General features: G+C 65.9%; 19 protein-coding genes and 1 tRNA gene. 16 read left to right on the forward strand and 4 right to left on the reverse strand.

Going from position 1 to position 17,752, the window contains the following annotated elements:
* Positions 1–57 precede the first annotated feature (57 nt).
* The 13 genes from infC to rpoS all read left to right on the forward strand — a co-directional run bounded on the left by infC (position 58) and on the right by rpoS (position 9,520).
* On the forward strand, positions 58–573 hold the full coding sequence (infC, locus tag EV678_RS00760; RefSeq protein ID WP_197739083.1) for a translation initiation factor IF-3: 516 nt from the start codon (positions 58–60) through the stop codon (positions 571–573).
* A gap of 109 nt (positions 574–682) precedes the next feature.
* The gene (gene rpmI, locus EV678_RS00765; RefSeq protein ID WP_014237031.1) at positions 683–880 is read left to right on the forward strand and encodes a 50S ribosomal protein L35; all 198 of its coding nucleotides are present in this window, start codon (positions 683–685) and stop codon (positions 878–880) included.
* 15 nt (positions 881–895) lie between these two features.
* Complete coding sequence (gene rplT, locus EV678_RS00770; protein ID WP_014237032.1) at positions 896–1,255, forward strand: 50S ribosomal protein L20; 360 nt, start codon at positions 896–898, stop codon at positions 1,253–1,255.
* A 135-nt stretch (positions 1,256–1,390) separates the two neighbouring features.
* A complete protein-coding gene (pheS, locus tag EV678_RS00775; RefSeq protein WP_014237033.1) occupies positions 1,391–2,437 on the forward strand; it encodes a phenylalanine--tRNA ligase subunit alpha in 1,047 nt (348 codons plus the stop codon).
* 9 nt (positions 2,438–2,446) lie between these two features.
* Positions 2,447–4,819: a phenylalanine--tRNA ligase subunit beta gene (pheT, locus tag EV678_RS00780; protein ID WP_130458160.1), complete on the forward strand. Its 2,373-nt coding sequence runs from the start codon at positions 2,447–2,449 to the stop codon at positions 4,817–4,819.
* A 12-nt stretch (positions 4,820–4,831) separates the two neighbouring features.
* The gene (locus EV678_RS00785; RefSeq protein ID WP_014237035.1) at positions 4,832–5,134 is read left to right on the forward strand and encodes an integration host factor subunit alpha; all 303 of its coding nucleotides are present in this window, start codon (positions 4,832–4,834) and stop codon (positions 5,132–5,134) included.
* Entirely contained in the window at positions 5,118–5,486 is a 369-nt protein-coding gene (locus tag EV678_RS00790) for a MerR family transcriptional regulator (protein ID WP_130458161.1), read from the forward strand. The genes EV678_RS00785 and EV678_RS00790 overlap by 17 nt, the downstream gene beginning before the upstream one ends.
* Before the next feature lie 49 nt (positions 5,487–5,535).
* A tRNA-Pro gene (locus tag EV678_RS00795) sits at positions 5,536–5,612 on the forward strand.
* A gap of 211 nt (positions 5,613–5,823) precedes the next feature.
* Positions 5,824–6,141 carry an H-NS histone family protein gene (locus EV678_RS00800; RefSeq protein WP_014237037.1) on the forward strand — a complete coding sequence of 106 codons (318 nt, stop codon included), beginning with the start codon at positions 5,824–5,826 and terminating at the stop codon, positions 6,139–6,141.
* 56 nt (positions 6,142–6,197) lie between these two features.
* A complete protein-coding gene (surE, locus tag EV678_RS00805) occupies positions 6,198–6,938 on the forward strand; it encodes a 5'/3'-nucleotidase SurE (protein ID WP_130458162.1) in 741 nt (246 codons plus the stop codon).
* The gene (locus tag EV678_RS00810; RefSeq protein ID WP_014237039.1) at positions 6,938–7,612 is read left to right on the forward strand and encodes a protein-L-isoaspartate(D-aspartate) O-methyltransferase; all 675 of its coding nucleotides are present in this window, start codon (positions 6,938–6,940) and stop codon (positions 7,610–7,612) included. Before surE ends, EV678_RS00810 begins: the two co-directional genes overlap by 1 nt.
* Positions 7,609–8,523 carry a peptidoglycan DD-metalloendopeptidase family protein gene (locus tag EV678_RS00815; RefSeq protein ID WP_130458163.1) on the forward strand — a complete coding sequence of 305 codons (915 nt, stop codon included), beginning with the start codon at positions 7,609–7,611 and terminating at the stop codon, positions 8,521–8,523. Before EV678_RS00810 ends, EV678_RS00815 begins: the two co-directional genes overlap by 4 nt.
* A gap of 10 nt (positions 8,524–8,533) precedes the next feature.
* On the forward strand, positions 8,534–9,520 hold the full coding sequence (gene rpoS, locus EV678_RS00820; RefSeq protein WP_014237041.1) for an RNA polymerase sigma factor RpoS: 987 nt from the start codon (positions 8,534–8,536) through the stop codon (positions 9,518–9,520).
* 52 nt (positions 9,521–9,572) lie between these two features.
* Here the strand turns inward: rpoS and mltB are convergent, their stop codons facing one another.
* Genes mltB through EV678_RS00840 form a run of 4 tightly spaced genes read right to left on the reverse strand, consistent with a single transcriptional unit; the run spans position 9,573 to position 14,531 of the window.
* A complete protein-coding gene (mltB, locus tag EV678_RS00825; protein WP_130458164.1) occupies positions 9,573–10,604 on the reverse strand; it encodes a lytic murein transglycosylase B in 1,032 nt (343 codons plus the stop codon).
* Positions 10,601–12,607, reverse strand: coding sequence for a transglutaminase TgpA family protein (locus EV678_RS00830; RefSeq protein WP_130458165.1), 2,007 nt, complete (start codon positions 12,605–12,607; stop codon positions 10,601–10,603). Before EV678_RS00830 ends, mltB begins: the two co-directional genes overlap by 4 nt.
* Positions 12,604–13,578 (reverse strand): DUF58 domain-containing protein, encoded by a 975-nt coding sequence (locus EV678_RS00835; RefSeq protein ID WP_130458166.1) that lies wholly within the window; start codon positions 13,576–13,578, stop codon positions 12,604–12,606. The genes EV678_RS00830 and EV678_RS00835 overlap by 4 nt, the downstream gene beginning before the upstream one ends.
* Before the next feature lie 11 nt (positions 13,579–13,589).
* A complete protein-coding gene (locus EV678_RS00840) occupies positions 13,590–14,531 on the reverse strand; it encodes an AAA family ATPase (protein ID WP_130458167.1) in 942 nt (313 codons plus the stop codon).
* Positions 14,532–14,683: 152 nt separating this feature from the next.
* Here EV678_RS00840 and EV678_RS00845 point away from each other — a divergent pair, with 152 nt between their 5' ends.
* The 3 genes from EV678_RS00845 to bamC all read left to right on the forward strand — a co-directional run bounded on the left by EV678_RS00845 (position 14,684) and on the right by bamC (position 17,745).
* Positions 14,684–15,610 (forward strand): histone deacetylase family protein, encoded by a 927-nt coding sequence (locus EV678_RS00845; protein ID WP_014237046.1) that lies wholly within the window; start codon positions 14,684–14,686, stop codon positions 15,608–15,610.
* Between the two features lie 109 nt (positions 15,611–15,719).
* Complete coding sequence (dapA, locus tag EV678_RS00850; protein ID WP_014237047.1) at positions 15,720–16,598, forward strand: 4-hydroxy-tetrahydrodipicolinate synthase; 879 nt, start codon at positions 15,720–15,722, stop codon at positions 16,596–16,598.
* Between the two features lie 13 nt (positions 16,599–16,611).
* Positions 16,612–17,745, forward strand: coding sequence for an outer membrane protein assembly factor BamC (gene bamC / locus EV678_RS00855; RefSeq protein WP_014237048.1), 1,134 nt, complete (start codon positions 16,612–16,614; stop codon positions 17,743–17,745).
* The last annotated feature ends 7 nt before the right edge of the window (positions 17,746–17,752 follow it).

Consider the following 17,752-nt stretch of genomic DNA (forward strand, 5'->3'; position numbering starts at 1 on the left):
TTTTGTCCGTCCCCGAATGGGGCGGCCTGTTTTCGTGGAGATTGAACCATCGCCGCACTGCAAAAGGCGCATCGCGTCAACGAAGAAATCACGGTGCCGGAAGTCCGGCTTATCGGGGAAGAAGGCGAGCAGATTGGTGTCGTAACCATCCGTGCGGCGCTGCAAATGGCCGAAGAGGCCGGTGTGGATCTGGTGGAGATCGCTCCCCTGGCCAAGCCGCCGGTATGCCGGGTGATGGATTACGGCAAGTTCAAGTACCACGAGGCCAAGAAGCAGCACGAGGCCAAGCTGAAACAGAAGCAGGTACAGGTGAAGGAGATCAAGCTCCGTCCCGGTACCGACGAAAACGACTACCAGATCAAGCTGCGGAACATGACCCGCTTCCTGGAAGACGAAGACAAGGTCAAGGTGACCCTGCGCTTCCGCGGCCGTGAAATGGCCCACCAGGAAATCGGTATGCGTCAGCTGGAACGCATCAAGGCCGATTTGCTCGAGCTGGCACAGGTCGAGCAGATGCCGAAGATGGAAGGTCGCCAGATGGTGATGATGCTGGCGCCGAAGAAGAAGGTGTAATTGCAGTACCCGCCTCCGGACTCGTTCGGGGGCGATATAAGTGGTGCCGGGTAGTCAAGCGTTTCCGTCGGAAGCCACCTGGGATCATGTTAAAACCAAGGAGCATTCAATGCCCAAGATGAAGAGCAAGAGCGGTGCCGCCAAGCGGTTCAAAATCCGCGCTGGCGGCAGCATCAAGCGCGGTCAGGCGTTCAAGCGTCACATCCTGACCTCCAAGACCACCAAGAACAAGCGCCAACTGCGCGGTACCGAAGCCATTCACGACAGTGACAAGGCCTCCATCCGTGCCATGTTGCCCTACGCCTAATCAAGGAGATTAAAGATGCCCCGAGTTAAGCGTGGTGTAACGGCTCGCGCCCGTCACAAGAAGATTCTGGTTCAGGCCAAGGGTTACCGCGGCCGTCGCAAGAACGTATATCGCATCGCCAAGCAGGCGGTGATGAAGGCTGGTCAGTACGCCTACCGCGACCGTCGTCAGCGCAAGCGTCAGTTCCGTGCCCTGTGGATTGCCCGTATCAACGCGGCAGCCCGTGAAGTCGGCCTGAAGTATAGCACCTTCATGAATGGCCTGAAGAAGGCCCAGATCGAAGTGGACCGCAAGGTTCTCGCCGACCTGGCCGTGTTCGACAAGGCTGCGTTTGCCGCTCTGGCAAACCAGGCCAAGGCGAGCCTCGGCGCCTAAGCGTTAAGCAAGCGGAAAAAAGGAGGCTTCTGCCTCCTTTTTTTCTTGGTGCCGGCAGTATCGGCATCTCTGGTGTCTTTTTCGCCCGGGCACCCTAAATCCGGGGCGATAACAGAATTCGAACGACGCGAGCCCATGCAGAATCTCGAACAGATCGTCAGCGAAGCCCTTGCGGCTTTTGCTGCCACCCAGGACCCGGATGCCCTGGAACAGATCAAGGCCCGTTATCTGGGCAAGAGTGGTCAGATCACCGAATTGCTGAAGGGGCTGGGCAAACTGGCTCCGGAAGAGCGCAAGGCGGCCGGTGCCACCATCAACCAGGCCAAGGAACAGGTTGAGGGTGCCCTCAACGCCCGCCGCGAAGCCATCCGCCGCGCGGCCCTGGAGGCCCGTCTGGCCGAGGAATCCTTGGACGTGACCCTGCCCGGTCGGGGTGAAACCCGGGGTGGCCTGCATCCCGTCACCCGTACCCTGGAACGCATCGAGGCCCTGTTCCGCTCCATCGGTTTTGAAGTGGCCGACGGTCCCGAGATCGAAACCGACTTCCACAACTTCACCGCCCTCAATACGCCGGAAAACCATCCGGCCCGCTCCATGCACGATACGTTCTATCTGCAGGACGAGCAGGGCGGCGTTGCCGAGGGGGTGCTGCTGCGCACCCACACCAGTCCCATCCAGGCCCGCTACATGCAGGCCCACGTGGCCAAGTACGGTCACCTCGAGACCATGCCCGAGATTCGCATCATTGCGCCGGGTCGGGTCTATCGCGTCGACTCCGATGCTACCCACTCCCCCATGTTCCACCAGGTCGAAGGCCTGTGGATCGGCGAGAACGTTTCCTTCGCCGACCTCAAGGGCGTGGTCGCCGATTTTCTGCGCCGCTTCTTCGAGAGCGACGACCTGAAGGTGCGCTTCCGTCCTTCCTTTTTCCCCTTTACCGAGCCTTCTGCCGAGATCGACGTGGCCTTCATGAGCGGCGCCCTGGAAGGGCGCTGGCTGGAGATCGCCGGCTGCGGCATGGTGCACCCCAATGTGCTGCGCCATGCCGGCATCGATCCGGAAAAGTACACCGGCTTTGCCTTCGGCTTCGGTCCGGACCGTCTCACCATGCTGCGCTACGGGGTCAATGACCTGCGCCTGTTCTTCGACGGCGACCTGCGCTTCCTGAAGCAATTTGTCTAAGGATTGATCGTGAAATTCTCCGAATCCTGGCTCCGTACCTTCGTCAATCCTGATCTGTCCACCGACGCTCTGGCCCATCTGCTGACCATGGCGGGCCTGGAAGTGGAAGAGCAGGACCCCGTTGCGCCCGCCTTCACCCAGGTGGTGGTGGCCCATGTCCTGGAGGTGGTGAAGCACCCTGATGCCGACCGCCTCAACGTCTGCCAGGTGGATACCGGTAACGGTCCGGTGCAGATCGTCTGCGGCGCCCCTAATGTGGCCGCCGGGCTCAAGGTGCCCTGTGCCCTGCCCGGTGCCGTGCTGCCCGGCGACTTCAAGATCAAGGTGGCCAAGGTGCGCGGCGTCGAGTCTTCCGGCATGTTGTGTTCCGCCCGGGAACTGGGCATCGCCGAAGATGCTTCCGGTCTCCTGGTGTTGCCGGCCGATGCCCCCGTTGGGGAAAGCATCCGCCGCTACCTGGACCTGGACGACACCCTGTTCACCCTGAAGCTCACGCCCAACCGGGCCGATTGCCTCTCCCTCACCGGTGTGGCCCGCGAAGTGTCGGCCCTGACCGGCGTGGCCGCTGTCTATCCGGTAGTGGAACCTGTGGCGCCTGCTTGCGATGCCCGCCGGGAAGTGGTGCTGGACGCTCCGGAGGCTTGCCCCCGTTACGCCGGCCGGGTGGTGCGCGGCATCAATGCCAAGGCGCCCACGCCTGAGTGGATGCAGAAGCGCCTGGAGCGCAGCGGCATCCGTTCCATCTCCGCCGTGGTGGATGTCACCAACTACGTCATGCTGGAACTGGGGCAGCCCCTCCATGCCTTCGACGACGCCAAGCTCCAGGGGGCCATCCACGCCCGCCTGCCCAAGGCCGGGGAAAAGCTGCTGCTGCTCAACGAGCAGACCATCGATATCGACGCCGACGTGCTGGTGATTGCCGACGATGCCAAGCCCCTGGCCCTGGCCGGCATCATGGGTGGCGAAGAGAGCGGCGTCACCCTGGAAACCACCGACCTGTTCCTGGAGTCGGCCTTTTTCACGCCCTTTGCCATTGCCGGCAAGGCCCGCCGTTACGGCTTCTCCAGCGATGCCTCCCACCGCTTCGAGCGGGGCGTCGATTTCGCCGGTGCCGTCCGTGCCCTGGAGCGGGCTACCCGCCTGATTCTCGATATCTGCGGCGGTCAGGCCGGTCCCGTGACGGAAGCGGTGGCCGCACTGCCCCAGCGTCAGCCGGTGCGTCTGCGCACGGCCCGGGTGAACAAGGTGCTGGGTGTGCCTTTCAGTGCCGAGGCCATTGCCTCCCTGCTGGGTCGTCTGGGTCTGCCCTTCGTCCAGGAAGGTGGCGACTTCGTGGTGACGCCTCCCAGCTTCCGTTTCGACATCGAGATCGAGGAAGATCTGATCGAGGAAGTGGTGCGGGTTCATGGCTACGACGAGATTCCGGCGCCGCCGCCGGTGGCCCGGGCCGCCATGCTGCCCATGCCGGAAGGCAAGCGGCAGATCCAGCGCCTGCGCCAGATCCTGGCCGATGCCGGTTACCAGGAAGTGGTCAATTTCGCTTTCGTCGAAGAAGGTTGGGAAAAGGATTTCGGCGGCAACGCCGATCCCATCCGCCTGGCCAATCCCATTGCCAGCCAGATGGGGGTCATGCGTTCCACCCTGATCGGTGGTCTGGTGGCCACCTTGGCTAACAACCTGAAGCGCAAGCAGAGCCGGGTACGGATCTTCGAAACCGGTCGCAGCTTCCACAAGGATGCCGCCGCCCAGCCCGTGGCCGGCTACCGTCAGCCCTGGAAGCTGGCCGGCCTGGCCGCCGGCGATGCCCTGCCCGAACAATGGGGCAGCGCCGCCCGCAAGGTGGACTTCTTCGACGTCAAGGGTGACCTGGAGGCGCTGCTGCAGCCCTTTGCCGCACGTTTCGAGAAGGCTGCCCATCCGGCCCTGCATCCCGGCCGTGCTGCCCGCCTGCTCCTGGATGGCAAGGAAATCGGGGTGGTTGGCGAACTGCATCCCGAGTGGGTGCAGAAGTACGACCTGCCGTCGCCGCCGGTGGTCTTCGAACTGGATCTGGAGCCCCTGTTGGCCGGACGTCTGCCCCAGTATGCAGAGCTTTCCCGCTTCCCCGCCGTGGTGCGGGACTTGGCGGTGGTGGTGGACAAGGGCATGGCCCTGCAGTCCCTGCTGGACGGCCTGAAAGCCCAACGGCCGCCCCTGGTTCAGGACATCCAGCTGTTCGATGTCTACACCGGCAAGGGGGTCGATGAAGGGAAGAAAAGCCTTGCATTCCGCATAGTTATGCAAGATACTCAAAAAACTTTGCAAGATGCGGAAGTGGATGTTGCCCTGCAGCAGCTGGTGGCCCTCCTGGAGCATCAATTTGCCGCCAAACTCCGTGTCTGATCAGGGAAAACAATGACTCTCACCAAAGCAGAACTTGCCGACCTGCTTTTCGAAAAGGTCGGACTCAACAAGCGCGAAGCCAAGGACATGGTGGAAGCCTTTTTTGAGGAAATCCGCAATGCACTGGAACGGGGCGAAGGCGTCAAGCTTTCCGGCTTCGGTAATTTCCAGTTGCGCGACAAGCCCCAGCGTCCCGGGCGCAACCCCAAGACCGGCGAGGAGATTCCGATCACCGCCCGCCGCGTCGTTACCTTCCATGCCAGCCAGAAGCTGAAGGCCGAGGTGGAGCAGTCCTACGATGGAAAGCAGTCCTAAGGAAAGCGGCAAGGAAGAGTTGCCGCCCATCCCCGCCAAGCGTTACTTCACCATCGGTGAAGTGAGCGAGCTTTGCGGCGTCAAACCCCACGTGCTGCGTTACTGGGAGCAGGAGTTCACCCAGCTGCGGCCGGTGAAACGCCGGGGCAACCGCCGCTATTACCAGCATCACGAAGTGCTGCTGGTGCGTCGTATCCGCGAACTTCTTTATAATCAGGGCTTTACCATTAGCGGTGCGCGTAATCGCCTGGAAGAGGGGCATGGCGCCACGGAATCCGTGGAGAGCACCGTTCCTGCTGCCCAGGCCTTGCGTCAGGAGCTTTTGGGGATTATTGAATTACTTCGTGTTTGAAAGCTATTTACAAATTTAATTCGTTTCTGTATAGTTTTGTTTCTCGAGTCGGGGCGTAGCGCAGCCTGGTAGCGCACTTGCATGGGGTGCAAGGGGTCGCGAGTTCGAATCCCGCCGCCCCGACCAGTAGTTCCGAAAAAACCGGCCCTAGGCCGGTTTTTTCATTTCCAGCTTTCCTTTTTCTCCTTGTTTCTCCATTTTTCCGATTTCAGCGGAGAATTATTCCTGTTGTCGATTGCGGCAGGGAAAATAATCCATATAAAATCGGTTGCTCGACAATGAGCTGCCCGCATTGTCGCCATCGAATCGATTCCCTTATTCCGTAAAGGAAATAAACATGGATATTTCTTCCCTGTCCCTGGCCGAACTGAAGCTTCTGCAACAGCAAATTCCCCTGGAAATCAAAAAGCGCGAGGTTCAGGAAAAGGAAAAAGTCCTGAATGAATTGAAACTGATTGCCGAATCCCGGGGCTTTTCCCTGGATCAGCTGCTCAAGGGCGGCGAAAAAGGCAAGGCCAAGTCCGGCCGCAGCGTCCAGGTTAAATACCGCCATCCCCAGAATGCCGACCTGGCCTGGACCGGTCGCGGCCGCAAGCCCCAGTGGGTGCAGGAATGGCTGAACGGCGGGCGCAAGATCGAGGAACTGGCTGTCTGATCAGCTCCGGTCCGGTAGTTTCTTTCTGCCAACAATAAAAAGCCTTGTTCCGTTCCATGCGCATTCTCCTCAGTAACGACGACGGTTATTTCGCCACCGGCATTGAAGTGCTGGCCCGTACCCTGGCCGATATCGCCGACATCACCGTGGTCGCCCCCGAAAGGGACCGGAGCGGGGCGAGCAATTCCCTGACCCTGGACCGGCCCCTGTCCCTGCGGCGAGCCCCCAACGGCTTTTATTTCGTCAATGGCACGCCGACGGATTGCGTCCATCTCGCCGTCACCGGCATGCTGGACGAACTGCCGGACATGGTGGTCTCGGGCATCAACCATGGGGCCAACATGGGGGACGACACCGTCTATTCCGGCACCGTGGCGGCGGCGACGGAGGGCCATCTGCTGGGCGTTCCGGCCATTGCCGTTTCCCTGGTGGGCAAGGAAGCGAGCCAGTTCGAGACGGCAGCCCGGGTGGCCCGGGATCTGGTGCTGCGCTTCCAGCAGGCGCCCCTTGGCCAGCCGGCCCTGCTCAACGTCAATGTGCCGGATGTGCCCTACGCCGAACTGAAGGGCGTGGCCGTGACCCGGCTGGGCAAGCGCCACAAGGCCGAGCCGGTGGTCAAGGCGCGCACGCCGCGCAATGAAACGGTTTACTGGGTTGGTGCTGCGGGTGCCGCCCAGGATGCCGGCGAAGGCACCGATTTCCATGCCGTGGCCCAGGGCTGGGCCTCTGTCACGCCGTTGCAGATCGACCTGACCCACAATCAGCAGCTGCCCGAGCTGCGGAACTGGTTGCGCTGATGGCAACGGGCGTTTCCGGTATCGGCATGACCTCCCTGCGCACCCGCATGCGCATGGTGGAGCGTCTGCGGGACAAGGGCATCGTGGACGAGACGGTGCTCGCCGCCATGGCTGCCGTGCCCCGCCATATCTTCGTCGAAGAGGCCATGGCCCACCGGGCCTATGAGGACACGGCCCTGCCCCTGGGCCATTCCCAGACCATTTCCCAGCCCTATATCGTGGCCCGCATGATCGAGCTGTTGCGGGCCGGGCGTGAACAGAGTCTGCCCGGCGGTCTCGGCAAGACCCTGGAGATCGGCGCCGGTTGCGGCTACCAGGCAGCGGTGCTGGCCCAGCTGGCGCCCGACGTCTATGCCGTGGAACGGATCGAGCCCCTGATCGAACGGGCCAAGCAGAACCTGCGGCAGATGCAGCAGTTCAACGTGCGCCTCAAGTATGCCGACGGCCAGTTGGGGCTGCCGGAAGCGGCCCCCTATCACACCATCATCGTCGCCGCCGCGGCCAACCGGGTGCCGCCCGCGCTTTTGCAGCAGCTGGCGGTTGGTGGCAGAATGGTCCTGCCCGTGGGGGCCGGCGAGCAAGCCCTGCACCTGATCGAACGCACGCCCCAGGGGTTCCTTGAGACCAAGCTTGACGCGGTGCGTTTCGTGCCGCTGCTGTCAGGAGTCGAATGAAAACGCCAGGTTTTATCTTCCGTGCCGCCACCCTGAGCGGTATTGCGGCCCTGCTGTTCCTGGCCGGTTGTGCCAGCCATGCGCCGGCGCCGGTGGTCGAGCGCGGGGTGCCGAGCAAGCCGGCTGCCGCCTCCAAGGACTTCTACACGGTCAAGAAGGGCGACACCCTCTACAGCATCGCCCTGGATAACGGCCAGGACTACAAGGACGTGGCCGCCTGGAACAATCTGGAAAATCCCAACCGCATCCTGGTGGGGCAGCAGCTGCGCGTGACGCCTCCCGACGGTGGTGCTGCCGGCACGGCGGTGGCCAAGCCCATCGGTGGCGGCGTGGTGGAAAGCCGTTCCCTGGACGGCGGCCCGGCGCCGGCTGCGGCCAGCGACACGCTCAAGCGGGAGCCCAAGGCCGGCAAGGAAGCCTATTCCGACCAGGCCTGGGCCAAGGCCCAGAACCAGAACCAGAACAATGCCCAGGGCGCTGCCGCCAAGCCGGCAGAACCCGTCCGCAGCGAGGCGCCGGCGGCTGCTGCAGCCCCCGCTGCTGCCGATGTGACCTGGGCCTGGCCCGCCGGCGGCAAGTCCATTGCCGGCTTCAACGAGGCCACCAACAAGGGCGTGGACATCGCCGGCAAGCTGGGCGAACCGGTGCTGGCGGCGGCCGACGGCAAGGTGGTGTACAGCGGCAGCGGCCTGCGGGGCTACGGCAAGCTGGTGATCATCAAGCATGACGCCACCTTCCTCTCCGCCTACGCCCACAACAACAACATCCTGGTCAAGGAAGGCCAGTCCGTCACCCGGGGACAGAAGATCGCCGAGATGGGCAATTCGGACACGGACCAGGTGAAGCTGCACTTCGAAATCCGTCGGCAGGGCAAGCCGGTGGATCCCACCCAGTACCTGCCCAAGCGCTGACAGGTCTGCCGTGCGCGACGACGCCGACGCCGCTGATTTTCCCGACGGGGATGCGGAGGAGGCGTTCGCCGCGGACGAGGCCCAGGACGAGTCCCTGGCCGCCGCTGCGACGGCGGCAGAGGGCGACGACGGGGCGCCGCCGGCCTATGAACTGCTCAACGACGTCACCCAGCTCTATCTCAACGAGATCGGTGCCAAGCCCCTGCTGACGCCGGCGGAGGAGTTGGAATGGTCCCGCCGGGCCAAGGCCGGGGAATTCGCCGCCCGGCAGAAGATGATCGAGCACAACCTGCGCCTGGTGGTGAATATCGCCAAGCACTACCTGAACCGGGGCATTCCCCTGCTCGATCTGGTGGAAGAGGGCAACCTGGGGCTCATCCATGCCCTGGAGAAATTCGATCCGGAGCGGGGCTTCCGCTTTTCCACCTACGCCACCTGGTGGATCCGCCAGAGCATCGAGCGGGCCATCATGAACCAGTCCCGCACCATCCGCCTGCCGGTGCACGTGGTCAAGGAAATCAACGTGGTGCTGCGGGCCATGCGCCATCTGGACGGGGCCCGCGGCCTGACGCCGTCCCGGGAGACCCGGGTGGAGGAAGTGGCCCATCTGCTGGGCAAGCCGGTGGATGACATCCGCCACATTCTCCATCTCAACGAGCATGTGGCCTCCCTCGATACGCCCCTGGACATCGACCCCAACCACACGGTGGGGGACTCGGTGGCCGACGATTCCGCCGGGGCCGACCCGGTGGGGGTGTTGCAGGAAAACGAACTCAACGACCTGGTGCTGCAGTGGGTGGAACAGCTGCCGGAAAAACAGCGCCAGGTGGTGGAGCGCCGTTACGGCCTGAAGGGGGCGGAGATCGCCACCCTGGAAGCCATCGCCGCCGACCTGGGCCTGACCCGGGAACGGGTGCGGCAGATCCAGGGCGAGGCCCTGAGCCAGCTGCGGCGCATCATCAAGCGCGGCGGCGTGGACCGGGACAGCATCCTCTAGCAGGCCGTCCCCTCCGGCCTCCCGGCCCGACCCTCAGTGGCCCCGGGCCTGCCTACTGGCCGGCCGCCAGCAGGGCCTGTTTTTCTTCCCGCAGTTTCTCTCCCAGCTGGAACACCGCCATGGCGTAGAAGCTGGAGCGGTTGTAGCGGCTGATCACCCAGAAATTCTGTTCCCCCAGCCAGTATTCCGTCGGCGCGTCCGGCGTCACCAGGTCCACCATGGCATAGCGGGCCCCGTCCGGGCCCGGGGCGGCCAGGCCGGCCCGGCGCAGGGCGCTGGCGCTTTGCCGCAGGGTGAGGTCGGTTTGGGTCAGTTCCGTTGGCGGCTCCGTGCCCAGGGGCAGGGGATGGGCCACCGGGGCGCCGGTCTGCCAACCGTGCTGGGCGAGGAAACTGGCGACGCTGCCGATGGCGTCCTCCGGGCTGTTGCGCAGGTCTATCTGGCCGTCGCCGTCGAAATCCACGGCGAAGCGGCGCTGGCTGCTGGGCATGAACTGGGGAATGCCGATGGCGCCGGCGTAGGAGCCCTTGATCTCCAGGGGCGACTGGCGGTTCTCCCGGGCCAGCAGGAGGAAGTTTTCCAGCTCGCCGCGGAAGAACTCGGCCCGGGGCGTATAGCGGAAGGCCAGGGTGGCCAGGGCCTGCAGCACGGAATAGCGGCCGGTATTGCGGCCGTATTCGGTTTCGACGCCGATGATGGCGACGATGATTTCCTCCGGCACGCCATAGATGGCGCTGGCCTTGGCGATGGTGGCGGCGTGGCGTTGCCAGAAAAGCAGACCCTGCTGGCTGCGGCGGTCGTTCACGAAACGTTCCCGGTAGCGCTGCCAGGAGCGGCGCTCGGCGCTGGCGGCGGGCTGGATGGCACTGAGCACGGAGGCGTTGGGGCCGGTGGCGGCGAACAGGGATTTCAGCTCCGCCTCTCTGAAGCCGTGGCGCTGGGCCATGTCGGCGGCGAAGGCGGCGGCCTGCTCGTCGTTGGCGAAGGTTTCCTGGGGGCGGGCGCCGGCGGCGAAAGCGGGGGCAGCCAGGAGCGGGATGAATAGGGCGATTCGGGCGGCACTGCGCCGCAAGGCATGTTTCAAGAGGGTCTCCGGGATGGCAGCTCGCGGATGCAGGCGGCTAGCCGTTCTAGCAGTTGTTGTCGGTCACGGGGCGCCAATGGTGGCCCATAGCGCAGGGTGGCGTAAAGCCCCGCAATGGCTTCGGCCTGGGGCGCCAGGGTGGGCAGGCGCTCTCCCAGCCGGCGGCCGTAGGCCAGGGGGCCTTCCCACGGGGCCCGCGCCAGGTCCGGGGCGAGGCGGGCGCTGCGGCGGCAGAAGCGCTGCCACAGGCGCTCTTCCGGGGCCAGGCGGGGGCGCCGGCCCAGGCTCCACAGGGTCAGCAGAAGCAGGAGCAGGCCGCAGGCGGCGGCCAGGGCGGCGCTCATATTGCGCCAGTCCGGCTGCTGCAGGCCGAGGCGGGAGAGCAGCTGGCGCTGGCGTTCCGGGGTGTAGCCGAGGACCCACTGGTTCCAGGCGTTGTTGGCCGCTTCCCAGCGGTGGCGCAGGCGCACCAGCCAGTCCAGGTCCACCCGGGCCAGCAGGGGCAGGGCTTCGTCGTCGGGCAGGGCGGCGGCGATGCCGGCCTCGATGCGCGCCGGGGAAATGGCCGAGGTGGGGTCCACCCGCCGCCAGCCCTGGTCTTCCAGCCAGACTTCGGCCCAGGCGTGGGCGTCGGACTGGCGCACCGTCAGGTAGCCGTCCACCGGGTTGATGTCGCCGCCCTGGTAGCCGGTCACCACTCGGGCCGGCACGCCGGCGGCCCGCATCAGGACGACGAAGGCCGAGGCGTAGTGTTCGCAGAAGCCGCGGCGGGTGGCGAACAGGAACTCGTCCACCCCGTCCCGTCCCAGCAGGGGCGCGCGCAGGGTGTAGAAAAAGGGCTCCTGGCGGAAGTGGGCCAGGGCCCGCTGCACCAGGCTGGCCGGGCGGGGATCGGCGCGGCGCCACTGTTCCGCCAGTTCCCGGGTGCGCGGATTGCGTTCCGCCGGCAGCTGCAGGGCCCGCTGCAACACCAGGGGCTGCTCCTGACGGTTGTGGCGGTAGTCCAGCACCGAGCGGAAGGCCTGCCGGCTGCGGCTGGTCAGGGGCGCCGGCGCCAGCACCTGCAGGTCGTGGCCGATGCTGGCCTCGGCGGGGACGGCGGTGGGGCTGTCCAGGGCCAGCAGCCAGCGCTGGTTGTGGGGTTCCAGGGTGGTGACGTAGGCCACTTCCGGGCCCCGGGCTTCCACCTGGGGCTTGCGGTGGGGCAGGAAGCGGGCGCGCCAGACGCCGTCGGCGAAATGGTCCAGCACCGGGCCGCGCCAGTAGAGCTGGGCCCGGGGCGGCGTCTCGCCCTGGAACTGGACGCGGAAGGCGATGCTGCCGTTCTGGATGAGATTGGCCAGGCTGCCCGGGGCCATGGTCTCCGAGAGGCCGCTGAGCCCGGCATGGGCGTCCCGGGGCAGGCCCCAGAGGGGGCCGGAGATGCGCGGAAAGAGCAGGTACAGCACCAGCATGAAGGGCAGGGCCTGCAGGGTCAGCACACCGGCGTAGCGCAGGCTGGCCAGGGGCCGGGCCCGGTCGTCGCCGTGCAGGCGCAGCAGGGTTGCCGTGAGCAGCACCAGGGCCAGGAGCATCCACAGGCCGGTGGGAATGCTCTGGGAGTGGAAATAGTGGGTGAGCAGGAGGAAGTAGCCCAGCATCAGCACCACCACCCCGTCCCGGCGCTGCCTCAGTTCCATCAGCTTGAGGGCCAGGAACAGCACCAGCAGGCTGACACCCGCATCCCGGCCGAGAAGGGTGCGGTATTCGACGACGATGGCGGCCAGGCTGCCGAGGGATACCAGGGACAGCAGCCAGCGGGGCGGCAGGGGCAGCTGGCGCAGCCACAGCCAGGCGCGCCAGGCCAGGACCAGGCCGGCAATGGCAGTGAGCCAGAGGGGCTGGTGCAGGGTGTGGGGCCCGGCCGTGGCGAGGGCGCACAGCAGCAGCCAGGGCAGCACGCTGTGGGGCAGGGGCGACGGCAGCGGACGGCGCTGCCGGCGCCAGGGCAGGCGCCAGTTCATGGCTGACGGGCTCCCGGGGGCGACCACAGGGCCAGGGTTTCCAGGCAGCGCTGGCGGTGGGCCGGGCCGCTGCCCCGGGGGATGTCCACTCCGGGCAGTTGCAGGCCGTAGCTCAGGCCCTCAGCTTCCGCCGCCAGGACCCAGCCGGTGAGGAGGGAGAGGCCCTGTTCCACGTCACAGCCGGAGGGCAGGTCCTGCCAGTCGAGGCGGATTTCCTCGGCGCCGCCGCCAGCAAAGTGTTTCACCGGCAGGGGCCGTTCCGCCGGCTCCCGGGCAGCCGCCTTCCAGGCGATGTGACGCAGGGGGTCGGCCGGCTGGCGCGGACGCAGTCCGGCGAAGTCCTCCTGGCCGTTGCCGCCCCGGCTGTCGCCGGCCTGGGGCACGCTGCGGGCCCGGGGTAGGGGGCTGGACAGGGGCGCGGGATAGACCAGGTGCCGGGCCGCGGGCAGGAAATAGGCCCAGGCGCGGAAGAGGCCCAGGGGGTAGACACTGGCGACGGTCAGTCGCGGCAGGGGGCGGTAGCCCCGGGGCTGGGGCGGCAGGGGCAGGCTGACGCTGCTGCTGTCCGGGAGCTCCAGTTCCGCCAGGATGGGGCCGGCGCCGGCATCCAGGGCCAGGGCCCGTCGCGGCCGGGGGTCGGGGCGGTCCAGGTGCAGGGTCAGGCGGGCCTGCTCGCCGGCGAAGACCGGGGCCACGGTGCCGGCCTGGAGCCCCAGGCCGAGCAGGTTGCGGAAGGTATGCACCATGGCCACCAGTCCCAGTCCCGCCAGCAGGAACACCAGGGCGTGGCCCAGGGCCAGGTCGTAATTGATGGCCCCCAGCAGCATCACCACCAGGGCCAGGGCGTAGAGGAGGCCGCTGCGGGTGGGCAGGATGTAGATGCGCCGCCGCTCCAGGCGGACTGCGCCGCCCTCGGGCTGGAGACGGAATAGCCAGCGTTGCCAGCGCTGGGCCTGGGCGCGCAGGTCCATGGTCTGCCGGTTCAGGGCAGGGCCACGCCCCGCAGCAGGGCCAGGGCTTCCTCGGGACTGGCATGGCCGCTGCCCTGGGCCAGGGGCAGGCGGTGGCAGGCGAGGGCGGGCCAGACGGCCTGGACGTCTTCCGGCAGCACCTGGCGGCGTCCGGCCAGGTAGGCCCAGGCCCGGGACACCGCCAGCAGGGCCAGGGCGGCCCGGGGGCTGAGACCGTGGCGGAAGGCGGGGGCGCGCCGGCTGGCTTCCACCAAAGCCTGCACATAGTCGAGCAGGGGCGGCGCCGCATGGACCCGCTCCACCTCGTCCTGAAAGCCTGCCAGGGCCGGGGGCGTCAGGCAGGGCGTCAGCGCAGCCACCTGGCTGCGGCGGCCGCCGGATTCGAGCAGGGCCCGCTCGGCCCGGCTGTCCGGGTAGCCCAGTTCCAGGCGCAGGAGGAAACGGTCCAGCTGGGACTCGGGCAGGGGAAAGGTGCCGACCTGGTGGGCCGGGTTCTGGGTGGCGATGACGAAAAAGGGTTCCGGCAGGGGCCGGGTGATGCCTTCGGCGGTCACCTGGTGTTCTTCCATGGCTTCGAGCAGGGCGCTCTGGGTCTTCGGCGTGGCCCGGTTGATTTCGTCGGCCAGTACCACCTGGGTGAAGATGGGTCCGGGGAGGAAACGGAAGTCGGCATGTTCCCGGTCGAAGATGGAGACGCCCAGGATGTCCGCCGGCAGCATGTCGCTGGTGAACTGGATGCGCTGGAAGTCCAGGCCCAGCAGCCGGGCCAGGGTGTGGGCCAGGGTGGTCTTGCCGACGCCGGGCAGGTCCTCGATGAGCAGGTGGCCCCGGGCCAGCAGGCAGGCCAGGGCCAGCCGGACCTGGGTGTCCTTGCCGAGGATGACGCGGTTGGCGGCATCGAGGACGGCGGCGATGCCGTCGCCCGGAGAGGTCTGGGAGGCTGGAAGGGGCATGGCTTGTGGCTTCCCGATGTTGGGATAATAATCACAGATGAGAACGGTAGCAGCACGAACGATTATATCCATAACCAAAATCCGGACCGGGAGGAGACGTCTCCGCACAGGAGACAGCGCACCCAGGGCCGCTCAACGCTCGGACGACCTACGTGACCACCACCGCCTTCATTACCCACCGGGACTGCCAGTTGCATGACATGGGGTCCTACCACCCGGAATGTCCCGCCCGTCTCACGGCCATCAGCGACCAGATGATCGCCCAGGGGCTGGATCCCTATTTTTCCTACTACGACGCGCCCCTGGCCACCCTGGAGCAGATGCTGCGCGCCCACTCGCCGGCCTACCTGGAACGGCTCAAGCGCACGGCCCCGGAAAACGGCATCGCCCACCTGGACCCGGATACGGCCATGAATCCCCACACCTGGACGGCGGCCCAACGCTCCGCTGGCGCCGGCGTCATGGCCGTGGACCTGGTGCTGAAGGGCGAGGCGACAGATGCCTTCTGTGCCATCCGTCCCCCCGGCCACCACGCCGAGCGGGAAAACTGCATGGGCTTCTGCTTCGTCAACAACATCGCCGTGGCGGCCCGCCATGCCCTGGAAGTCCATGGCCTGAAGCGGGTGGCCATCGTCGATTTCGACGTGCACCACGGCAACGGCACCGAAGACATCTTCAAGGACGATCCGCGGGTGCTCATGGTCAGCATGTTCCAGCATCCCTTCTTCCCCTACAGCGGGGCCGACGGGACTGCCGACAACATGTGCAACGTGCCCCTGCCGGCCGGCACCGGCGGCGAGGACTTCCGCATGGTCGTTTCCGACATCTGGCTGCCCCGCCTGCACGAGTTCCGGCCCGAGCTGCTGTTCATTTCCGCCGGCTTCGACGCCCACTACGAAGACGACATGGGCAGCATGAAGCTGGTGGAGTCCGACTTCGCCTGGGTCACCCAGCAACTGAAAACGGTGGCCCAGCGCCACTGCCAGGGGCGCATCGTTTCCATGCTGGAAGGCGGTTACGTCCTCTCCTCCCTGGCGCGCAGCGTTTGCGCCCACCTGCGGGCCCTGGCCGATCTCTGAGCCTTGCCCGGGACCCGGGCGCCTCAGGCCCGGGTCACATTCCTTTACACTTCTGCCCTGATCTTCGGGGTAGAATCCTGCGATCATTTTTCCCGAATTCGTGACCTCCATGATTACCGGTTCCATTGTTGCCATCGTCACCCCCATGTCCGACGATGGCCGTCTCGATTACGACAGCCTGAAGAAGCTCATCGATTTCCACGTACAGGAAGGGACGGACGGCATCGTCATCGTCGGCACCAGCGGCGAGTCCCCCACCGTCAATGTGGATGAGCATGCCGAGCTGATCCGTACCACGGTCAAGCATGCGGCCGGCCGGATTCCGGTGATCGCCGGTACCGGCGCCAATTCCACCTCCGAGGCCATCGAGCTGACCCGCTTCGCCAAGAGCGTCGGCGCCGATGCGGCCCTCTCCGTGGTGCCCTACTACAACAAGCCGACCCAGGAAGGCCTGTACCAGCATTTCCGTTCCATCGCCGAAGCGGTGGATATCCCGGTGATTCTCTACAACGTGCCCGGCCGCACCGTGGCGGACATGTCCAACGACACCGCCCTGCGCCTGGCCCAGATCGACAACGTGGTGGGCATCAAGGACGCCACCGGCAACCTGGAGCGGGGCGCCGACCTGATCGCCCGCGCCCCGGCCGACTTCGCCGTCTATAGCGGCGACGACGCCTCCGCCGTGGCCCTGATCCTGCTGGGCGGCAAGGGCGACATTTCCGTCACCGCCAACGTGGCGCCGCGCCTGATGCACGAAATGTGCGCCGCCGCCCTGGCCGGCGATGTGGCCAAGGCCCGGGAAATCCACTTCAAGCTGCTGGGACTGCACCGCCATCTGTTCTGCGAAGCCAATCCCATCCCGGTGAAGTGGGCCGTGCAGCAGTTGGGCCTCATCCCCGGCGGCATCCGCCTGCCCCTGACCACCCTCTCGCCCGAATGCCACGAGCGGGTGCGCTCTGCCATGCGCCAGGCCGGCGTGCTTGCCTAAGTTACGGAATCCCATGAAGCGTATCGTTTGCACGCCCCTGGTGGCGTCCCTCCTGCTGGCAGGGTGCAGCGGCATCCTGCCGGAATCGAAGAAAATTGATTACAAGTCGGCCATCAAGGCCCCGACCCTGGAGATTCCTCCGGACCTGACCTCTCCCACCCGGGATGACCGCTATGCGGTGCCGGATACGGGCGGCCGCGGCAGCGCCACCTTCTCCGCCTATGCGGCCGAGCGGGATCCCCAGGCCCGGGGCTCCGCCAAGAGCAGCGAAGTGCTACCCCAGGTGGACAAGACCCGCATCGAGCGTTCCGGCACCCAGCGGTGGCTGGTGGTGGCCGGCACCCCCGACCAGGTCTGGCCCATGATCAAGGACTTCTGGCAGGAAACCGGCTTCCTGGTCAACGTGGAAGTGCCCGAGGCCGGCGTGATGGAAACCGACTGGGCTGAAAACCGCGCCAAGATCGGCGAGGACATCATCCGCAGCACCCTGGGCAAGATGTTCGACTCCCTCTATTCCACCGCCGAGCGCGACAAGTTCCGCACCCGTATCGAACCGGGGGCCGAGCCGGGCACCGTGGATATTTTCATCAGCCATCGCGGCATGTATGAGGTGTATATCTCCGAAGGCAAGGACCAGACCCGCTGGCAGCCCCGGGAAGCGGATCCGGAACTGGAGGCGGAGATGCTGCGCCGCCTGATGGTCCGGTTCGGCACGGAAGAGAAGAAGGCCGAGGCCATGGTGGCTGCGGCCAAGGACCGTCAGGTCGAGCGGGCCAAACTGACCCGGGCCGATGACGGCCAGGGCGCCCTGGAACTGCAGGAACGCTTCGACCGGGCCTGGCGCCGTGTCGGCCTGTCCCTGGATCGGGTCGGCTTCACCGTGGAAGACCGGGATCGCTCCAAGGGTCTGTTCTTCGTCCGTTATGTGGACCCGGAAGTGGACGACAAGAAGGCCGACAAGAGCTTCATGTCCAAGCTGGCCTTCTGGAAGGGTGACGACAAGTCCGATTCCAAGATCCAGTACCGCATCCTGGTGAAGGATCAGGGCAGCAGTTGTACCGTCCAGGTGCTTTCCCGCGAAGGCGGTGTGGACCGTTCCGATACCGCCAAGAAGATTCTGGGCCTGCTGTACGAGCAGTTGAAGTAAGCGACCG

It is taken from the genome of Azospira oryzae (assembly GCF_004217225.1).
Taxonomy (GTDB): domain Bacteria; phylum Pseudomonadota; class Gammaproteobacteria; order Burkholderiales; family Rhodocyclaceae; genus Azospira; species Azospira oryzae.